The organism is Pseudomonas sp. NFX15 (assembly GCF_049132105.1).
GTDB lineage: Bacteria > Pseudomonadota > Gammaproteobacteria > Pseudomonadales > Pseudomonadaceae > Aquipseudomonas.
Window position 1 is genome coordinate 29496 of record NZ_JAFMPV010000038.1, and the last position, 18952, is coordinate 48447.

An 18952-nucleotide genomic window follows, 5' to 3' on the forward strand; every position below is an offset into this window, starting at 1 on the left:
ATCGGCCAACAATCCAGGGAGAACAATCGGCATGGCGCTCAAGACAAACGCGGCCCTGATCATCATCGACCAGCAAAAGGGCATCCTGCACCCCAAGCTCGGTCGCCGGAACAATCCCCGGGCGGAAGAACGCGTGCTGGATTTGCTCAACCATTGGCGGCGGACCGCTCGGCCAGTGATTCACGTGCAGCACTTGTCCCGTTCCGAGGACTCGGTGTTCTGGCCGCAGCAGTCGGGGGTGGAGTTTCAGGAACGGTTTACGCCCATGGCCGGTGAACGGCTGATCCAGAAACAAGTGCCGGATGCGTTTTGTTCGACGGGGTTGGAAGCTCAGTTGCGCGAGGCGGGGATCGAGCAGTTGGTCATTGTGGGTGTCGCGACGAACAACTCGGTGGAATCCACGGCACGCACCGCGGGCAATTTGGGATTTGAGGCGTGGGTAGTCGAGGATGCGTGTTTTACCTTCGACAAGGCTGACTTTTTCGGCCAGGCCCACAGCGCGCAAGAAGTGCACGCGATGTCGCTGGGGAATTTGCATGGCGAGTACGCGACGGTGGTCAGCACAGCCTATGTATTAAAAGCTGAATGAAAAACCTCTAGGAGCAAGCTTGCCCGCGATAGCGCCAAGTCAGTCACCTTCAATGTTGAGCGTGGTACCGCAATCGCGAGCAGGCTCGCTCCTACAAGAGATCTGCATTCGCAGGACGATCGCCTGGCGCAGATTAAATGTAGGAGCGAGCCTGCTCGCGAAGAGTCAACCGGCGAAGTAAGACTTCGCCCGAAGCATCAAGCGCCGTGGCACTTCTTGAATTTCTTGCCGTTGCCACAAGGGCAAGGGTCGTTGCGGCCGACGTCTTTCATGGCGTTGCGCACCGGTTCCTGGTGAGCGTGGCCGCAGTTCGGACCGTGGACATGACCGTGGTCGTGATCATGCTGGTGATGGTCATGATCGTGATTGCAGTCAGGGCCGTGGACGTGGGGTTGCTGGGTCATCGGTGTTGCTCCGGAATTAAATCGGCGGGGATTATCACGCCATTGCGCGCCAGGTGCACGTAGTGGGCGATGAAAATACCGGTTTCCAGTTCACCTTCCAGACGATAGGGGATGGGTTGATCGGGTTTTTTCAGCATTTTCACCAGGTCCCGCAGCTTCGACCACAGGTTGGTACGGATCGGCACCTTGAAGTAGGCACTGTGCTTGGGGCCGACCGTGAACCAGTGTTCGTATTCGCCGTCGGCCAGCAGGATGTCGCCCAAGTGAACGCGATACTCCAGGCTGCGGATGGTCAGGTCACTGTCGTTGGGGTTGTCGACGCGAAAGTGCAGGAGGAATTTCTGCTCCAGCATCTTGGCGCGCACCACTTCGATTTTCACCAGGTGGACCTCGGGGTCCGGCTCGTCGTCACCGAACCACGACGCGCAGCCTCCGAGGCCCAGTGCCAGAAACACGGTCAGCAGATAGCGGGCGCTGCGGTGGATGATCATCGTGGTGTCTCTCCCTTGAGCCCAGCATAGACCCAAAAGATCGCAGCCTTCGGCAGCGCCTGCGGGGTGGGTGGCCACGCCATGTCCTAACTGCTGAAATACCCCGCACAGCACTTCTTGAATTTCTGCCCGCTGGCGCACGGGCAGGCGTCATTGCGGCCGAGCTTGAGCGCCACGGTGGGATCAATGAAATACCAGCGCCCGGTGCTCTGCACGAACGATGAGCGCTCTCGATGACTATGCTCGCCGTTGCTGTCGTGCCAGCGCGCAGTAAATGTCACGAATGCATGTTCAGGCTGGCCGCCCAGCACTTCGGAGCCTTCCACTTCAAGGCCAAGCCAGGTGCTTTGTGCGCTCCAGTCACTGATCGATTGTCGGTCCAGGCCGGCCTGCTGGGCGGGCAGGGTGGTGGCCACCAGATAGTCGACCAGCCCCAGCACATAGGCGCTGTAGCGTGAGCGCATCAAGGCTTCGGCACACGGCGCTGGGTGCCCGGCATGATAGTGACCGCAGCAGGCGTCCAGCAGGGTACCGCTGCCACAGGGGCAAATGGATGTACTCATTGCATTACCACCAGTATTTCCCGAAGTTTTCCGGATTGGCCCAGAAGCGTGAATTAAGCCAGTCGGGGACTTGTTTGTATTCAAGCAGATCGTAGGTGAACAGGGTCAGGACCTGTTCGTCCCGTTGAAAACGTTCGCTGGCTTGCAGGGCCAGGGAGAAAAAGTCTGTTTCCTGCCAACCACAGGCTGGCAGATCCGCCAACACGGCAATGCGGCTGGCGTTGAGATTTCGAATGCCACCGAGCAGGTTCAACCCGTCGCGCTTGGGCAAATGCTCCAGGCAATCGACCACCAGGGCCAGGTCGAACCGGCGGGCTGCCAACTCGGCTGGCAACGGTCCGGGCGCCGCGAAAGCCACGTTGCAGTCCGGGTGCGCGAGCTTGAACGCTTCCAGTGCCGGGAACTCGCTGGCGCCGATCAACAACAGTCGCGCGGGGGCATATCGGTCAAGCAAAGCGGCCAGTGCCTGCTGCGGCGTGCGTGAAGAAATAGCTGCAATCATCGAAGTTCCTCAATCAGATCTGCCAAGACTAGCCTGCCCGTTCGTTCGGGCCTAGAGCGCCTGGGCGGCAAAAGCGCCAACCTGTCGTTATTAGGTGAATAAACAGCATGGCCTATTGCTGGCGGAGTTTAATACTCGGGTCTTTACTACCTGAATCGGTTCTAAGCCGATCCTTCAGGAGAAAACTAGATGAGCATAGTTCGGACAGCATTACCCTTGGTTCTGCTAACCAGTGTCTTGACTGGTTGCGCAGGTTTGCAGAAAACCGACTGGCCGACGTGTGCGGCAGTCGGTGGTGTTGTGGGCGCGGGCCTCGGTGCGACCGAAAGCTCGGCATGGGCAGGGTATGGCGCTTTGCTCGTTGGCGGTACGGCAGCGGCTTATTGCTGGGTTCACGGTGATGGCGACGAAGACGGCGATGGTGTGCCGGACAGTCGCGACAAGTGCCCGCACACGCCTAAAGGCGTTCAGGTCGATGCCAACGGTTGCCCACCACCAGCACCTGTGGTCGAAGAAGCGGTTGTGGTCAAGGAAGAAACCATTGTTATCCGCGATGTTCACTTCCAGTTCGATAAAGCCACGCTCACGCCTTCCGACAAACAAGTACTCGACAAGATTGCCACTCGCCTGAAAGCGGAAGCGCCAACGGCCCGAATGACCGTCACTGGCCATACCGACAGCGTAGGCAGCGACGCCTACAACCAAAAACTGTCAGACAAACGCGCGCACTCGGTCGTTGAGTACCTCATTGAGCAAGGCGTGCCGCGCAGCAACTTCGTGTCGGTTGTCGGTGCAGGTGAAAGCCAGCCGGTTGCTGACAATAAAACCGCCGACGGCCGTGCACAAAACCGTCGTACGGAAATCAAGATCGAGCGTTAAGTCCCCCTCGCATCCGCGCCTTGTGCAGTCGCGGATGCGGGTCTTTACTCCTGTGTAACCGGTATTGGCCGGTGACACAGGAGCTTTCAATATGACCGTTCTCACAAGGACCGTCTTGCCGGTTCTGCTACTGGGCAGCCTCTTGAGCGGCTGCGCGACCCACAGCGATGGCACTGCCCCCCTCAATCAACGCACCTGGCCAATCTGCAGCCTCATCGGCGGCCTGGTCGGCGGTGGCCTGGGCGCAATCGAAAGTGGCGGTTGGGCCGCGGGTGGCGCGGCGCTGGGGATCCTTTCCGGTGGCTTGATCTGTTATGCCCAGGATGGCGACGAAGACGGCGACGGCGTATTCGACCGACGTGACCGTTGCCCCGATACACCGGCCAATACCCCGGTCGATCATCGCGGTTGTCCATTGCCGCAGTATCCGGTCAGCGCCACGCCTGAACCGGTGCAGTCCGAAGTCATCACCCTGAGCGATGCCGGCGACGTGCTGTTTGCCTTCAACCAATCCGACCTGACTCCGACGGCGAAGAGCAAACTGGATGCGTTGATGAGCAAGTTCGAAGACGCCAGTGTGGTCAGTATCAAGGTGGTGGGTCATACCGACAGTGTCGGTTCGGATGCCTATAACCAGGCCCTGTCGGAACGACGTGCCAGCAGCGTGGCGGAATATCTGATCAGCCAGGGCGTGGCGCCAAACAAAGTCACCAGCGAAGGCAAGGGCGAGAGCCAGCCGATCGCCGACAACGCGTCGGACGAAGGTCGTGCGAAAAACCGTCGCGTGGAACTGCACATAAACCGCTGACCCTAGCGCTAGAGCCGTCGGGCGACACATTTGTGCGCCGCGACGGCCGTTCGGCGGCGTTCATGAAGAATTTTCCATTGCCCTCTGGCTTATCCCGCGTGGAAGCCGTTACTGTGCGCGCAAACAATAATTCTTATCGGGGCAGCGTATGAAAGTTTTATGGGGGCTGGGGCGGTTATTGACCCTGGCGTTCTGGTTGGTGGTGCTGATCAATCTGCTCACGCCATTCGTCTACCCGCTGCACCCGATGGTCAATCTGGCCGGCGGCGTGCTGGGGGGCATTCATCTTCTGGAAGCCTTGCTGTGCTATCGCAGCCTGCGTGGTCGCGCCCATCCGTGGCTTGACCGCCTGAAGATCGTCATTTTCGGCGTCTTCCACCTGCAAACCATTCCTGCCCCCACCGCTTCGAAGGCTTCCCATGCGTAAACTCTGTCTGCTCGCCGTTCTCATCAGTCCATTGGCCAGTGCGCAGGTGGTGAGCGTTGAAATCAATTCGCTGATGCGTTTGCCCAACACCGCCAGCACCCTGCAACTGGAACGTCTGGAAGTGGCCGACTACGGCACTTTGCTGATTCCCTCGAACGTGACCGAAGTCACCGTGGGCGAATTGCACCTTGGCCGTGAGGCACGCATCGCCATCGTGCCCGGGGAGCAGGCGCTGGCATTGAAGGTCCATCGCGCCGAGTTGTCCGAAGGCAGCCAGATCACCGCACGCGGTGCGCCGGGGACTTACCAGAAGGCCGCCCGCGCCGGGCGTAACCTCGACTTGCAGATCAAGGCCCTGACCGCGCCGCAATTGCTGGTGGATGCGCGGGGTGGCGCAGGCGCACCAGGATTCGTCGGCCTCGACGGTGGCAATGGCCAGGACCCGGGCTGCACCTGGGGCCAGGCCGGTCATGGTGCCGATGGCAGCAACGGCAGTGACGGACAAGCAGGTGCACCGGGCGCGCTGGTCAAACTGGCCGTGCCGCATGACTACCCGGCAGACCGGATCAAGGTGCAAGTGGCCGGCGGTGCCGGCGGCCTGGCCGGCCCTGGCGGCAAGCCCGGCGCGGGTGGCAAGGCCAAGGGGTGCCTGGTCTACAAGGCCGATGGCGGCAAGAGCGGCAAGCCTGGCGTCGACGGACAGCCTGGGCTCCAAGGTGCGGCGGGTGCGGTGACGGTGCAGCGCTTGTAACCCTTTAGATCTTTATTAGCTGGGCAATTGCCTTCGCGGGCAAGCCCGCTCCTACAGGGTTCAGTGATCCACTAGATGTAGGAGCTGGCTTGCCCGCTAAGCTTTTAAAACATCGGCCGAGCCGTAGCAATCGCCACCAGCGCCAACCCCACCAGCAAATTGATCCCCACCAACCGGCGAATCCGCCCCAGTATCGCGGCCCCGGCTGGCCAATCCTGTGCGGCCACGGCCGTACGCAACTCCGGCAGCATCAACGCCTGAATGCGGATAAACAGCGCCGTCATCACCACGTACAAGCCCATCATCACCTGCACATAGCGCGGCGCGGTTTCAAAGCCGTTGAAGTGCATATGCAACATGCCCACGCCACTGACCGGCAACAGCACGACCGCCACCCAGACCCAGCGAAAAAAACCTTGAAACACTTCTACCCACAGCTTCAACCGGGCAGGGCCTTCAAGTGCCTTGATCGCCGCGGGGCGCAGGACCATCCAGGCGAAAAACATGCCGCCGACCCAGATCAGGGCGGCCATTACATGCAGGCTATAAATGAGGCTAAAAGGTGTCATTGGGGCACTCCGTTCTGCGCGGGATTGATTCGCGGGTTATGATACCCGCCGATCCGAACCACTGAAAATTTATCCAGCGTTTTTTGCGCCCGACAAACAATGATCAGCACCGAACTCAAAACCACGATCCAGGGCGCCTACTCGCGTTTTCTCGAAGCCAAGAGCCTCAAGCCGCGCTACGGCCAACGCCTGATGATCGCTGAAATCGCCAAGGTCCTGGGTGACATCGACACCGACGACGAAGGCCGGCGCAGTGGCGACCCCGCGATTGTCGCGGTGGAAGCCGGCACCGGTACCGGCAAGACCGTGGCCTACAGCCTGGCGGCGATCCCGACGGCCAAGGCCGCCGGCAAACGCCTGGTGATCGCCACGGCCACCGTCGCCCTGCAAGAGCAGATCGTCTACAAGGACCTGCCCGACCTGATGCGCAACAGCGGGCTGAACTTCAGCTTCGCCCTGGCCAAGGGGCGCGGGCGCTACATGTGCCTGTCCAAACTCGACATGCTGTTGCAGGAAGGCCACGCGCAGACCGCCACCGCGCAGTTATTCGAGGAAGAAGGCTTCAAGATCGAGGTCGACGAGGCCAGCCAGAAGCTGTTCACCAGCATGATCGAGAAGCTCGCCGGCAATAAGTGGGACGGCGACCGCGACAGTTGGTCCACCGCGCTGGAAGACGCCGACTGGGCGCGCCTGACCACCGATCACAGCCAGTGCACCAACCGCCATTGCCCGAACTTCGGCCAGTGCGCCTTTTATAAGGCCCGCGAAGGCATGGGCAAGGTCGACGTGATCGTCACCAACCACGACATGGTCCTGGCCGACCTGGCCCTGGGCGGTGGCGCCGTGTTGCCGGACCCGCGCGACACCCTCTATGTGTTCGACGAAGGCCACCACCTGCCGGACAAGGCCATCGGCCACTTCGCCCATTACACGCGCCTGCGTTCCACCGCCGACTGGCTGGAAACCACCGCCAAGAACCTCACCAAGTTGCTGGCGCAACACCCGTTACCAGGGGACTTGGGCAAGCTGATCGAGCAGGTGCCGGAGCTGGCGCGGGAGATCAAGACCCAACAACAATTCATGTTCACCGCGTGCGAGCAGGTCGCCGACTTCAAGCCCGGCGAAGACGTCGAAGGCCGCGAGCGCCCGCGTCATCGTTTCGTCGGCGGGGTGATTCCCGAGCACATGCGTGAGATGGGCATCGAGTTGAAGAAAGGCTTCGCGCGCCTGACCGACCTGTTCACCCGCCTGACCGATTTGCTCAAGGAAGGTATGGACGGGGAGGTCAACATCGGCATTGCCAGCAATCAGGCCGAAGAATGGTACCCACTGTTCGGTAGCCTGTTGTCGCGCTCATCCGGCAACTGGGAGTTGTGGACCGCCTTCACCGTCGAAGACCCGGAAGACAACCCGCCGATGGCGCGCTGGCTGACCCTGGCTGAAAGCGGCTCGCTGTTCGACATCGAAGTCAACGCCAGCCCGATACTTGCGGCTGAGATGTTGCGGCGCAATCTGTGGAACGTGGCCTATGGCTGCCTGGTGACGTCGGCGACCCTGACCGCCCTCGGCACCTTCGACCGCTTCCGCATGCGCGCCGGCCTGCCGAAAAAAGCCGTGACCGCTGTGGTGCCAAGCCCATTCCATCATGCCGATGCCGGCGTGTTGCGCGTGCCGAACCTCAACGCCGACCCGCGTGATGCCGCGGCGCACACCGCCGCGATCATCCGTGATTTGCCGGAACTGGTCGAAGGCTCGCGAGGCACGCTGGTGCTGTTTTCCTCGCGCAAACAGATGCAGGACGTGTTCGACGGCCTCGACCGCGACTGGCGCAAGCAAGTGTTCATCCAGGGCAACCTGTCGAAGCAGGAAACCCTGAACAAGCACAAGGCGCGGGTCGATGGCGGCGATTCCAGCGTGTTGTTCGGCCTGGCGAGTTTCGCCGAAGGGGTCGACTTGCCCGGTGCCTATTGCGAGCACGTGGTCATTGCCAAGATTCCCTTCTCGGTCCCTGATGATCCTGTCGAAGCGGCGCTGTCGGAATGGATCGAAGCCCGGGGCGGTAATCCGTTCATGGAAATCTCCGTACCGGACGCCTCGCTGAAGCTGGTCCAGGCCTGCGGGCGCCTGCTGCGTACCGAAGAGGACCGCGGCACCATCACCTTGCTCGACCGGCGCCTGGTGACCCAGCGCTATGGGAAAGCGATCCTCAACGCCTTGCCGCCGTTCCGTCGAGAAATTTCCTGAAGCACCGGTGGGCAGTTTTGCCCACCGCGTTGTCTATCTCTCTGCCATCGCTTTTCCACTGGCCCACTGAAGGTCGTTAGGGAGAATTTCGTTCTCATGATTTGCCGCTCGCTGCCTGCTGTTTTTGCCCTGATGTTCGCAACACCGCTGTTGGCCGCGCCTGCCAGCCAGCAGACGCTGTTCAACTTTGTACGCCCCGCCGATGTGGTCCAGGTGGCGACCCAGGACGCCAGCCTGCCGCAATCCAACGCCGAGCAAACCCCCGAGGGCGAAGTGCTGCGCCGGGTGACGTTCAACCCGGTCGCCCGGCCAACCTTGCGCCTGACCCCGCAAACGGGTGCGTGGGACTGGTCGCAATCGGGTGTCATGAGCCTGCGGATCCAGAGCGCAATGAACTGGGCCGTGACCCTGTACGTGACCATCCAGAGCAATGACGGCAAGACACTGGTCAGCCGCGTCGATCTGCCAGCCGGCCCCGCGCAAACCCTGTTGGTACCGTTGCAGGCAACGTCTTCCTTGAACCTTGGCATGAAAGCCGGTCCGCCGATGCCGATGACCGTCGATGGTCAGCGGGTGCTGCTGGCCAGCAGTGCCGGTGAGCTGGATCGCCAACAAGTGGTGTCGGTGAGCCTGTCGATGGATCAACCGAAAGCGCCACAAAGCATTCTGCTGGAGCGCTTTGGCGTGCAGGATGGTGAGTCGGTGACCCAGGCGGTGTATGGCGGATTGGTCGATGCCTATGGCCAGTCGACGCGCGCCAAATGGCCGGAAAAAATCGGCAGCGACGAGCAACTCAAAGTCGCCGCCGCCAAAGAACAGCAGCAACTGAAATCCTGGCTGGCCGAGCGTCAGAATTCTTCTCTGGACAAATTCGGAGGCTTGACCAAGGGCCCGTCGTTCAAGGCCAGCGGCTTTTTCCGTACCGAAAAACGTGACGGTCGCTGGTATCTGGTGACGCCTGAAGGGCACCCGTTCTATTCCCTTGGGGTGAACACCGTGGCGGCGGACGTCAACCAGACCTACGTGGCCGGCCGCGAGTGGATGTTCCAATCCCTGCCCAAGCCGGACGAGGCGTTGGCCATTCATTTCGGTGAAGGCGACAACCGTGGTGGCAACGGCGTCGATCAAGGACGCGGCTACAATGCCGGGCGCTGGTACGATTTCTACGGGGCCAACCTGCAGCGGTTGAATGGCGATCCGTGCGCGCTGGGCAGTGAAACCAAGGCCGGCGTCGCCGCGGCGGCCAAGGCTGATGCCAGCGAAGCGGCAGCCACCCAGGCAGCGGAGCAGCCCGTTGTTCCTGCGACGGCCGAGTCCGGCGTCGCCGAGGCGGCGAAGACTGAAGCGACAGTCGCGAAAGCTGCTGAGCAAAAACCGGCGCAACCGTGCAAAGCGCCGTTCGACGAGCAGCGCTGGGCCAGCCACACCCTCGATCGCCTGCAAGCCTGGGGCTTCAACACCATTGGCAACTGGAGCGCGCCGGCACTGGCCAGCGCGGACCGCGTGCCGTACACCTTGCCGCTGTCGATCGTCGGCGACTACGCCAGCATCAGCACCGGCACCGACTGGTGGGGCGGCATGCCTGACCCGTTCGATCCGCGTTTCGCCATGGCCACCGAGCGTGCAGTGGCGATTGCCGCCCGCGACCATCGCGACGATCCTTGGCTGATCGGTTACTACGCCGACAACGAACTGGCCTGGGCCGGTCCCGGCGACGACCCTAAGGCCCGTTATGCACTGGCTTACGGCACCCTGAAAATGACCACCGACGTGCCGGCCAAACGGGCGTTCCTCAAGCAACTGCGCGACAAGTACCGCAACCAGGCGGGGCTGTCGAAAGCCTGGGGCATCGATCTGCCGGCCTGGGAATTGATGGAAGACCCGGGGTTCGTGCCGCCACTGCCAAGTGCCGAGCACCCGGAAATCGAGGCCGACTTCAAATACTTCCAGAAGGTTTTTGCCGACACCTATTTCAAGACCATTTCCGATTCGCTCAAGTGGCACGCGCCGAACCAACTGTTGCTCGGTGGACGGTTTGCCATCAGCACACCGGAGGCCGTGGAGTCCTGTGCCCAGTATTGCGACGTATTGAGCTTCAACATGTACACCCTGCAACCGCAGGATGGTTATGACTTCGCCAAACTACGCAGCCTCGACAAACCGGTGCTGATCACCGAGTTCAACGTCGGTTCGGCGGACCGCGGCCCGTTCTGGGGCGGCGTCACACCGTTGGCCAAGGAAGAGGATCGCGGCCCGGCGTACGCCAATTTCCTCAAGCAGGCCTTGAGCGAGCCGTCGATTGTCGGTGTGCACTGGTTCCAATATCTGGATCAACCGGTCACCGGGCGCCTGCTGGATGGCGAAAACGGTCATTTCGGCTTGGTCGGCATCACTGACCTGCCGTTCCAGGGCTTTGTCGACAGCGTGCGCAAGAGCAATCTGGCGACCGTCGAGCAACTGGGCAAAGAAGCCGAGAAAGCGGCGACGGCCGCCAACAAGGCCAGCCATGACACCGAGGGCGGCCGCAAGGCCGAGGCCGGCAAGGGCCCGGGGACGGGCGCTGGCGGGCATTCGGGGAATGGTCACTGATTCCTGGCACACTGTGACAGTGTTCTTCGCCGTTCAAGCCAGCGCCTCCAGGATCTCCACCGACCTTGTAGGCGCTGGCTTGCCAGCGAAGGCGCCCGCGAGTTCACCTGGGATGTTCCCTTTAAACTTGACCATCCAGCCCAACCCTGTTCCCAAAACCCTTAAGGGCTGGAACAATGCCCGCCACTTTGTAGAGCGTTGATCCGGGGAGTTTCGGGTGCAGATTCAGGGACATTACGAGCTTAAGTTTGAAGCCGTGCGTGAGGCATTCGCGGCACTGTTCGACGATCCCCAGGAGCGCGGCGCGGCGTTGTGCATTCAGGTCGGTGGCGAAACCGTGCTCGACCTGTGGGCCGGCACGGCTGACAAGGACGGCGCCGAGGCCTGGCACAGCGACACCATCGCCAATCTGTTCTCCTGCACCAAGACCTTTACCGCGGTCACCGCGCTGCAACTGGTGGCTGAAGGCAAGCTGCAACTGGATGCGCCGGTTGCGCGCTACTGGCCGGAATTTGCCGCCGCCGGTAAAGAGTCCGTCACCCTGCGTCAGTTGCTCTGCCATCAGGCCGGGCTGCCGGCCTTGCGCGAATTGCTCGCGCCCGAAGCCCTTTACGACTGGCAGACCATGGTCGACGCCCTGGCCGCCGAAGCGCCGTGGTGGACGCCGGGCGAAGGCCACGGTTATGCGGCGATCACCTATGGCTGGCTGGTCGGCGAGCTGTTGCGCCGGGCTGACGGTCGGGGGCCGGGTGAATCCATCGTCGCGCGGATCGCCAAGCCGTTGGGCCTGGACTTCCATGTCGGCCTGGCCGATGAAGAATTCTATCGCGTGGCACACATTGCCCGCGGCAAGGGCAACGTCGGCGACACCGCCGCCCAGCGTCTGCTGCAAGTGACCATGCGCGAGCCAACGGCCATGACCACCCGGGCGTTCACCAACCCGCCATCGATCATGACCAGCACCAACAAACCCGAGTGGCGCCGTATGCAACAGCCGGCCGCTAACGGTCATGGCAATGCCCGCAGCCTGGCCGGTTTCTACGCCGGCCTGCTCGACGGCAGCCTGCTGGAAAGCGACATGCTCGATGAACTGACCCGCGAGCACAGCCTCGGCGAGGACAAGACTTTACTCACCCAGACCCGTTTCGGCCTGGGCTGCATGCTCGATCAACCGGACGTACCCAATGCCACGTTTGGCCTGGGCCCGCGGGCGTTTGGTCACCCGGGCGCCGGGGGCTCCATCGGTTTTGCCGACCCGGAGCACGATGTCGCCTTCGGGTTTGTGACAAATACCCTGGGACCGTACGTCTTGATGGACCCGCGCGCGCAAAAGCTGGTGCGGGTCCTCGCCACTTGTCTGTAAAAACCGCTCAAGGGTTCCAGGGCCGGAACCCGATAGCCTTTTCGGTTTCAAACCGTCTGTTTATACGGGCCGACATGGCCTGATTTTTTTGACTTCATTTTTTGTGGATACCCAATGTCTTCCAATAAAACCCTCGCCTTGGCCCTGTGCTTCGCCATTACCGGTTGCGCACAAACTCCACAGAAAGACGCGGCAGCCCCTGTCGCCAAGACTGAAAGCCACTGGTACTGGCCGTTTGGCACCGACGACAGCGCCGACAAGCCTGCGGTCAAGCCCGAGGTAAAATCGCCAGTCAAACCGGTCGCTGTCGCCAAGGCTGACACTGACAGCGGCAGCAAGTGGTGGTGGCCGTTCGGTGGTAGTGACCAGAGTTCCGCCAAGGCAGTGCCGATGCCTGACCCGAAAGTCACCCAGGCTTGGCTCGACGACTACGAGCCGCGTCTGCGCGAGGCGGTCAAGGACAGCAATCTGCAACTCGAACGCCGTGAAAACGTATTGGTGGTGACGGCGCCGGTCGAAGGCTCGTTCAACCCGAAACGTCCGGCCATGCTGCTGCCGGTCACGCTCGGTCCGTTCACCCGGGTGGCAAAAATCCTCGAGGCTGATCCAAACACTGCGATCCTGATCCTCGGTCATAGCGATACGTCGGGCGCGGCACCAGACAACGTCAAGCTGAGCCAGGAGCGTGCCCAGTCCGTTGCGGCGATTTTCCGTCTCAGCGGGTTGCAGCGTGATCGCCTGATGCTGCGTGGCCTGGGCGGTGATGCGCCGCGTGCCGCCAACGACAGCGTCGAAGGGCGTGCACTGAACCGTCGTGTCGAGCTGCTGGTGACCCCGCAAAACACCATGGTCGCGCTGCTGAGCAAATACAACATGCCTGCGCCGGCACCAGTGACCATGGTCGCTGCGGCTGACGTCAAGCCGGTTGCCAAGCCTGTGACCCCGGCTCCAGCGGCTGCAAAGGCCACCGTACCTGCGACGAAAAAAGCCCCGGCGAAAAAGGCCCCAGCCAAGAAAACGCCAGCGAAAACAGCAACCCCGGCGAAAAAGACTGCGCCAGCCCAGGCCGCCACGACTGACAAGAAGGTCGTCAGCACCGATACTGCGAAGCAGTGATCCGTTAACCAAAAGGAATGCGCCATGACCCAGGGCCTGGCTGATATGCGTCGTGACTACACCCGTGATGGCCTGACCGAGGCGCAAGCCCCGGCCGAGCCATTTGCGTTGTTCCACCAGTGGTTCGCCGACGCGGTGAAAACCGAGCAGGCGCCAGTGGAAGCCAACGCCATGACCCTGGCCACCGTCGACGCGGACGGTCGACCGCACTGTCGCATTTTGCTGCTCAAGGGCCTGGACACGCAGGGCTTCACCTTCTTCACCAACTACGACAGCGCCAAGGGTCAGCATCTGGCCGCGAATCCATTCGCGGCCATGACGTTCTTCTGGCCGGCGCTGGAGCGTCAGGTGCGTATCGAAGGACGGGTGGTGAAGGTTTCGCCCGAGGAATCCGATGCCTACTACCAGGTCCGTCCGCTGGGCAGCCGCCTGGGGGCCTGGGCCTCGCCGCAAAGCCGGGTGATCGCCGACCGTGGCGAGCTCGAAACGCTGCTCAAGGACACTGAGCAACGTTTCAGCGACTCTCAGCCTCATTGCCCTGAACACTGGGGCGGTTATCGCCTGCTGCCGGAACGCATCGAGTTCTGGCAGGGCCGTGCGAGCCGCCTGCACGACCGCCTCAACTACCGCCAGCAGGGCGCCGACTGGATTCTTGAACGCCTGGCACCCTGAGCAGTCTACCGACCGGAATAGCCTGCCGCAGTGGCCTCCAGCCACTTCGGCAGGTCTCGACGCTTGATTTTCTGCGCCTGGGCACCCGCCAGTTGTTCGAGCATGAAGGTTTTTTTCTGCTCATCCTTGCCCGCCAGCGCTAATGCCAGGTCGCGGTCCATCCAGCGTCTGATCCGCACGTACAGCCACCCGTGGAAGTACAGGCCTGCGACGGTCGTGACGAAGATGATAAAGTAATCCATGAAAATCCTTGGCCCGTGGCGCAGTTTTGCGATTTTGCCGCTACTGTGTGGTGAGTTCGTAGAGGCCGCTTAATAAGGCCTGAATCAAACCCATTTTATCCGGGCGGCGTCGTGACAGGCGTCAAGCAGCGGGGTTTAATGACTATCTGTTTCTTTGGAGTTAATGCTATGCGTAAGTCTGTTCTGCTGGTTGCTTCCTTTTCCACGATGGCGATGTTACTCACAGGTTGCCAATCGAGCCTGACCGGTGACTCCTACTCCCGTGACGAGGCGCGTAAAGTGCAGACCGTTCGCATGGGTACCATCGAATCCCTGCGTCCGGTGAAAATCGAAGGCACCAAGACCCCGATTGGCGGCGCTGCAGGCGCAGTGGTCGGCGGCGTTGGCGGCAGTGCCATCGGCGGCGGCAAAGGCAGTATCGTTGCAGCGGTCATCGGCGCAGTCGCCGGCGGCCTGATCGGTTCGGCCGCCGAAGAAGGCATGACCCGTACCCAGGGCGTGGAAATCACCGTGCGCGAAGACGACGGCAGCATGCGCGCCTACGTGCAGGAAGTGCAGCCGAACGAAGTGTTCCGCGTGGGCGAGCGAGTGCGTATCTCCAGTGTGAACGGCACGAGCCGCGTTTCGCACTAAGCGGGAAGGTGGGAAAAAGAAAACCCCGATCAGGTGAACTGGTCGGGGTTTTTACTTTCTGAAGCCGGTGGCTGAGCGCTTCAGTTTCTATACGTTGCAACTGAGCTGGAATATCAACGCTGGATTATGAATTTTCTTGCCCAATATTCCCTCCAGAGCCTCAAGCTGTTCGGATGTAAGGTCGTATCCTTCCCACCCCTGTTGGTCTGATGTCCAGCCCATAATTGCTTTCAGCTCTTGATCGTATCCTTTCGGTAACTGTTCTTCGAAAACGAGGAACTCACTTACTCTATCGAAGGCCTCAATTATGTAGATCATGGTTCCACTTTCCTGGTGCTATCTGCGGGTTTGGTTTGTTCGCCCGTTGTCGGGGATGTCGAGGGTGTTGGTGCCGTCTTCGGCCGGGGTCCAGATCAGTTCGATGCCTTCGCCGAGGTCGGCGATGTATTGGCTGCCGCGCAGGGATGCGTTTTTTGTCTGCCTGACACGCTGCTAAACAGACGATGTTAAATACAGATCAAATTCTCTAGGCAACTTCAAAGAGCAGGTGTTTTCGATTTTGAGAATTTGGGTCTCGGTAAGCTTGTAGTCATGCAAGGCGTCTTCCTCTTCCAACCACCCCATAATCACCGTTAGCTCTGCTGTCGCGATAGGAACCGGCTTCTCATACGAAGGAAAATCCTCTCCTTTCATAACTCCCATTATTCGATGTTTCACGGTCGATATCGAAATGCAACCTGATAATCAGAAGTGTTGATATCGATCTGATGCCTGAATAGCGGCTGAAGTGCAGTGACCCAACTTTCCAAAACATCGAATCCGCCGTCGTAGATTTCTTTTTCTTCCATCAAACCTAATGCATCGATTATCGAACCGTCGTCGCCAAGGTCGGCAGAGTATTCCTTCCCTTCGGCTATTTCCGATGCTTTGTTATACCAATTCAACCTGACTTTTAGTCCCATTATTGCCTCACAAGTATTTTTTGATGTTGCGGTTTTTCTTGGACAGACCTCTTTGTTCACCCGTTATGTGATCGAACGAGCCGAGATGGCTTCCGTCGCTTGCACGATAGACTTCCAACTCCCCATGTTGTGAGTCCCATTCATAAACTCTCCTGCCTTTGGCATCAATCCAGCGCTCTCGAAGACCTCCACCTCCTTGTTTTGGAGTTTTATTTTTCGTCTCTTTCAGACCCGCAATGCCTGTGATTTCTTCCGTTTCTGGTGCTGAGTGATAGTCGTGTTCAGGATTAGGGAGCTTCCTGCCTGGAACACTCAGAACAATATAAACCGGCCTTACCCCCGACCCCACCGGAAACACCAGAATGAAATCCTTGTAATCCGGCGGAAAAACCGGATCGACGATGATGCTGTCAGCCTGTTTCGTCGGCGGGAAAATCCAGATGTGCGGGGCTTGCGGGGCGGCTTGCAGGGCGGGGATGCCGAGGGTGTTGGTGCCGTCTTCGGCCGGGGTCCAGATCAGTTCGATGCCTTCGCCGAGGTCGGCGATGTATTGGCTGCCGCGCAGGGTGAGTTGCACGACGTCGACCATTTCCCAGTCGCGGTTCCTGCCGGTGTAGAAGCCGTAGCCCTTGAGGCTGCCGTCGGCCTGTTGCTCGACGTGCAGGCGCATACGGGTGCGGGCTTGCTTTAGGCCGCGCAACTGGTCTTCGGTATAGAGGGCGCTGTCGCCCAGGCTGGGCGTCCAGAACAAGGCAACCAGCCCGACCAAGGTGGCCATAGCTGTCGCGCCAACGGCGCCGATGGCCGGGGCCACGAGAGTCGAGGCACTCAGGGCCAGGCGGCCAACACCCAGCGCCACGACGCTGCCACTGATCCTTTCCAGCGTCAGCAGACCGTCATCATCGACGTCGCGGGCGCCGAGCCAGGCTATTTCGCCGTAGTCCCTGAGACTGTCGGTCGGCACCATTCCCGACGGGTTGGAGTAGTCGATGATGGCGTCGGGCAGGTTGCAGGATTTGGCGAACACGCACCCGGCGCGGGTCGTTTCTGCCGCTTTTACCACGACTTGCCGGCGGTCCATGTGCGCTTGCTGCCGCGCGAGCATGGCCTCGTAGGCCTTTTGTCGGGCTTCGCGTTCGGCGAGTTCGCTGGCCGTCATGTCGCGCCAGGTCACGTGATGTCCGTCGCCGGACGGCGGGTTTTTAACGCGGGGAATGTACTTGTTGCCAGCCACGGTTCGTCCTTGGTTGCGTCCATCGGCAGCCCCCCGGAAGAGGGCTGCGCGACGTTAACCAAGGTGGTTGAGTGTGGCTGTAGGACGCGTCTGCGATGACGCTAGGAATTTTCGCTGTTTATCTTGAGATCAATGCAGTCATCCACGTTTCGCACCATGCAGGGTATGGGCAAAAGAAAACCCCGATCAGGTGAGCAGGTGGGGGTTTTCTTTCAGGGACTTCTTAAAAGGGAGGGCGTGTTATTCATCTGAGTGCCCTACAATCTGAAAAAGGTACTGTGGATCGAGGAAAGCTCGGTTAAGCATAATTTGCAATTCTTCAATTTGATGGGAGTCGAGGTCATACCCGTAAATTTCATCTTCTGCTTCGACCCATCCCATTATTTTTCGCAATTTTTCGATCATTTTGGATGGGATGTGGACTTCAAAACTCAGTTCCTCAGTTTTTTTATCAAAGGCGTAAATTACGTGATTCAGGTATTTATCCCTCCAAGCTTATGATTCTACGCCTATATACAATGCTAAATGGCGTGGCAAAACTATCTGTAGTTCAAACTCAATTTGCTGTACTTGTGTTGGTGTAAGTGAAAATTCTCCCTCGGGGCTATCAGTGAGACTTTTCCACTTCATTACATCTAAAATCGCTTGTTCGCGATTTGTTGGAATGTCAAGTTCGAATTGCAATGAGTCATCTTCACGGTCATCAACAAAAAAGCCGCTAATATTTAAGTGCACGGTTTGTTCCTCATTTCGGTGTCCTTCTTTCCGGTTTGGCAGGCTCTAGCTGCTTTCCTGTTTCATGGTCAAACTCGCCTAAGTGTTTACCTTGCTTGTCGTATATCTCAACGGTACCGTGCATAGAGTCCCACTCGTAAATACGTCCTTTACGATCTTTCCATCGCCTACGTTCTCCTCCGCCACCTTGGACATGATTTTTGGACTTGGTCTTTATTGCGTCAGGATAGGCTGTCAGCTCCTTAGGAGGTCGATGGTAAGTGAGACCACTGGTGCCAACACTCACTACTACATAAACCGGCCGAACCCCAGTCCCCACCGGAAACACCAGAATGAAATCCTTGTAATCCGGCGGATAAACCGGATCGACGATGATGCTGTCAGCCTGTTTCGTCGGCGGGAAAATCCAGATGTGCGGGGCTTGCGGGGCGGCTTGCAGGGCGGGGATGCCAAGGGTGTTGGTACCGTCTTCGGCCGGGGTCCAGATCAGTTCGATGCCTTCGCCGAGGTCGGCGATGTATTGGCTGCCGCGCAGGGTGAGTTGCACGACGTCGACCATTTCCCAGTCGCGGTTCCTGCCGGTGTAGAAGCCGTAGCCCTTGAGGCTGCCGTCGGCCTGTTGCTCGACGTGCAGGCGCATGCGGGTGCGGGCTTGCTTTAGGCCGCGCAACTGGTCTTCGGTGTAGAGGGCGCTGTCGCCCAGGCTGGGTGTCCAGAACAAGGCAACCAGCCCGACCAAGGTGGCCATAGCTGTCGCGCCAACGGCGCCGATGGCCGGGGACACGAGATTCGGGGCACTCAGGGCCAGGCGACCAACCCCTAGGGCCACGACGCTGCCACTGATCCTTTCCAGCGTCAGAAGGCCGTCATCATCGACGTCGCGGGCGCCGAGCCAGGCTATTTCGCCGTAGTCCCTGAGACTGTCGGTCGGCACCATGCCCGACGGGTTGGAGTAGTCGATGATGGCGTCGGGCAGGTTGCAGGATTTGGCGAACACGCACCCGGCGCGGGTCGTTTCTGCCGCTTTTACCACGACTTGCCGGCGGTCCATGTGTAGTGGTCTAATGAAACCGGACACCCATTTAGGCGAGAATGCTCGCCAGATCGAGGTGTCAGATGACCAAACAACGCCGCTCCTTTACTCCTGAATTCAAACGCGAGGCTGCCGACCTCGTGCTC

Annotated in this window: 23 protein-coding genes; 11 read left to right on the plus strand and 12 right to left on the minus strand. The window is 60.0% G+C overall.

The genetic code is table 11. From position 1 onward, the window contains the following. The first annotated feature begins 31 nt into the window (after positions 1-31). Positions 32-589, plus strand: coding sequence for a cysteine hydrolase family protein (locus J1D76_RS25770; protein WP_421141203.1), 558 nt, complete (start codon positions 32-34; stop codon positions 587-589). A gap of 197 nt (positions 590-786) precedes the next feature. On the opposite strand, the gene J1D76_RS25775 is transcribed toward J1D76_RS25770, so the two are convergent. From J1D76_RS25775 to J1D76_RS25790, 4 genes are all read right to left on the minus strand, one after another. Next, the gene (locus tag J1D76_RS25775; RefSeq protein ID WP_421141204.1) at positions 787-993 is read right to left on the minus strand and encodes an SEC-C metal-binding domain-containing protein; all 207 of its coding nucleotides are present in this window, start codon (positions 991-993) and stop codon (positions 787-789) included. Further along, positions 990-1484, minus strand: a complete 495-nt coding sequence (locus J1D76_RS25780; RefSeq protein ID WP_421141206.1) for an LEA type 2 family protein — start codon at positions 1482-1484, stop codon at positions 990-992. Before J1D76_RS25780 ends, J1D76_RS25775 begins: the two co-directional genes overlap by 4 nt. A gap of 86 nt (positions 1485-1570) precedes the next feature. Continuing rightward, positions 1571-2047 carry a YchJ family protein gene (locus J1D76_RS25785; RefSeq protein WP_421141207.1) on the minus strand — a complete coding sequence of 159 codons (477 nt, stop codon included), beginning with the start codon at positions 2045-2047 and terminating at the stop codon, positions 1571-1573. 4 nt (positions 2048-2051) lie between these two features. Continuing rightward, positions 2052-2549, minus strand: a complete 498-nt coding sequence (locus J1D76_RS25790) for a DUF6231 family protein (protein WP_421141208.1) — start codon at positions 2547-2549, stop codon at positions 2052-2054. 189 nt (positions 2550-2738) lie between these two features. On the opposite strand from J1D76_RS25790, the gene J1D76_RS25795 reads away from it, so the two are divergent. From J1D76_RS25795 to J1D76_RS25810, 4 genes are all read left to right on the plus strand, one after another. Beyond that, positions 2739-3428, plus strand: a complete 690-nt coding sequence (locus tag J1D76_RS25795; RefSeq protein WP_421141209.1) for an OmpA family protein — start codon at positions 2739-2741, stop codon at positions 3426-3428. A gap of 91 nt (positions 3429-3519) precedes the next feature. Next, positions 3520-4236 (plus strand): OmpA family protein, encoded by a 717-nt coding sequence (locus J1D76_RS25800; protein ID WP_421141210.1) that lies wholly within the window; start codon positions 3520-3522, stop codon positions 4234-4236. A 148-nt stretch (positions 4237-4384) separates the two neighbouring features. Beyond that, complete coding sequence (locus J1D76_RS25805; RefSeq protein ID WP_421141211.1) at positions 4385-4663, plus strand: DUF1145 domain-containing protein; 279 nt, start codon at positions 4385-4387, stop codon at positions 4661-4663. Then, on the plus strand, positions 4656-5414 hold the full coding sequence (locus tag J1D76_RS25810; protein WP_421141212.1) for a collagen-like protein: 759 nt from the start codon (positions 4656-4658) through the stop codon (positions 5412-5414). Before J1D76_RS25805 ends, J1D76_RS25810 begins: the two co-directional genes overlap by 8 nt. A gap of 104 nt (positions 5415-5518) precedes the next feature. On the opposite strand, the gene J1D76_RS25815 is transcribed toward J1D76_RS25810, so the two are convergent. Then, positions 5519-5983 carry a CopD family protein gene (locus J1D76_RS25815; RefSeq protein WP_421141213.1) on the minus strand — a complete coding sequence of 155 codons (465 nt, stop codon included), beginning with the start codon at positions 5981-5983 and terminating at the stop codon, positions 5519-5521. A 99-nt stretch (positions 5984-6082) separates the two neighbouring features. On the opposite strand from J1D76_RS25815, the gene dinG reads away from it, so the two are divergent. The 5 genes from dinG (at position 6083) to pdxH (ending at position 13967) form a co-directional block, all read left to right on the plus strand. Continuing rightward, positions 6083-8227, plus strand: coding sequence for an ATP-dependent DNA helicase DinG (dinG, locus tag J1D76_RS25820; RefSeq protein ID WP_421141214.1), 2145 nt, complete (start codon positions 6083-6085; stop codon positions 8225-8227). A 96-nt stretch (positions 8228-8323) separates the two neighbouring features. Next, the gene (locus J1D76_RS25825; protein ID WP_421141215.1) at positions 8324-10816 is read left to right on the plus strand and encodes a beta-galactosidase; all 2493 of its coding nucleotides are present in this window, start codon (positions 8324-8326) and stop codon (positions 10814-10816) included. A gap of 217 nt (positions 10817-11033) precedes the next feature. Further along, a complete protein-coding gene (locus J1D76_RS25830; protein ID WP_421141216.1) occupies positions 11034-12179 on the plus strand; it encodes a serine hydrolase domain-containing protein in 1146 nt (381 codons plus the stop codon). A 114-nt stretch (positions 12180-12293) separates the two neighbouring features. Continuing rightward, the gene (locus J1D76_RS25835) at positions 12294-13295 is read left to right on the plus strand and encodes an OmpA family protein (protein ID WP_421141217.1); all 1002 of its coding nucleotides are present in this window, start codon (positions 12294-12296) and stop codon (positions 13293-13295) included. 24 nt (positions 13296-13319) lie between these two features. Continuing rightward, positions 13320-13967 (plus strand): pyridoxamine 5'-phosphate oxidase, encoded by a 648-nt coding sequence (gene pdxH, locus J1D76_RS25840; protein WP_421141218.1) that lies wholly within the window; start codon positions 13320-13322, stop codon positions 13965-13967. A gap of 5 nt (positions 13968-13972) precedes the next feature. On the opposite strand, the gene J1D76_RS25845 is transcribed toward pdxH, so the two are convergent. Further along, the gene (locus J1D76_RS25845; RefSeq protein WP_421141219.1) at positions 13973-14209 is read right to left on the minus strand and encodes a hypothetical protein; all 237 of its coding nucleotides are present in this window, start codon (positions 14207-14209) and stop codon (positions 13973-13975) included. Positions 14210-14377: 168 nt separating this feature from the next. Between J1D76_RS25845 and J1D76_RS25850 the strand changes: the two genes are divergently transcribed. Then, positions 14378-14842 (plus strand): glycine zipper 2TM domain-containing protein, encoded by a 465-nt coding sequence (locus J1D76_RS25850; RefSeq protein WP_421141220.1) that lies wholly within the window; start codon positions 14378-14380, stop codon positions 14840-14842. A gap of 87 nt (positions 14843-14929) precedes the next feature. Here the strand turns inward: J1D76_RS25850 and J1D76_RS25855 are convergent, their stop codons facing one another. From J1D76_RS25855 to J1D76_RS25880, 6 genes are all read right to left on the minus strand, one after another. Next, complete coding sequence (locus tag J1D76_RS25855; RefSeq protein WP_421141221.1) at positions 14930-15160, minus strand: DUF7683 domain-containing protein; 231 nt, start codon at positions 15158-15160, stop codon at positions 14930-14932. Positions 15161-15555: 395 nt separating this feature from the next. Continuing rightward, on the minus strand, positions 15556-15804 hold the full coding sequence (locus tag J1D76_RS25860; protein ID WP_421141222.1) for a colicin E3-like toxin immunity protein: 249 nt from the start codon (positions 15802-15804) through the stop codon (positions 15556-15558). Between the two features lie 7 nt (positions 15805-15811). Continuing rightward, positions 15812-17038 carry a colicin E3/pyocin S6 family cytotoxin gene (locus tag J1D76_RS25865; RefSeq protein ID WP_421141223.1) on the minus strand — a complete coding sequence of 409 codons (1227 nt, stop codon included), beginning with the start codon at positions 17036-17038 and terminating at the stop codon, positions 15812-15814. Positions 17039-17278: 240 nt separating this feature from the next. Beyond that, complete coding sequence (locus J1D76_RS25870; RefSeq protein ID WP_421141227.1) at positions 17279-17515, minus strand: DUF7683 domain-containing protein; 237 nt, start codon at positions 17513-17515, stop codon at positions 17279-17281. 18 nt (positions 17516-17533) lie between these two features. Further along, positions 17534-17773: a pyocin S6 family toxin immunity protein gene (locus J1D76_RS25875; RefSeq protein WP_421141224.1), complete on the minus strand. Its 240-nt coding sequence runs from the start codon at positions 17771-17773 to the stop codon at positions 17534-17536. Between the two features lie 10 nt (positions 17774-17783). Continuing rightward, positions 17784-18824 (minus strand): colicin E3/pyocin S6 family cytotoxin, encoded by a 1041-nt coding sequence (locus J1D76_RS25880; RefSeq protein WP_421141225.1) that lies wholly within the window; start codon positions 18822-18824, stop codon positions 17784-17786. Between the last annotated feature and the right edge of the window lie 128 nt (positions 18825-18952).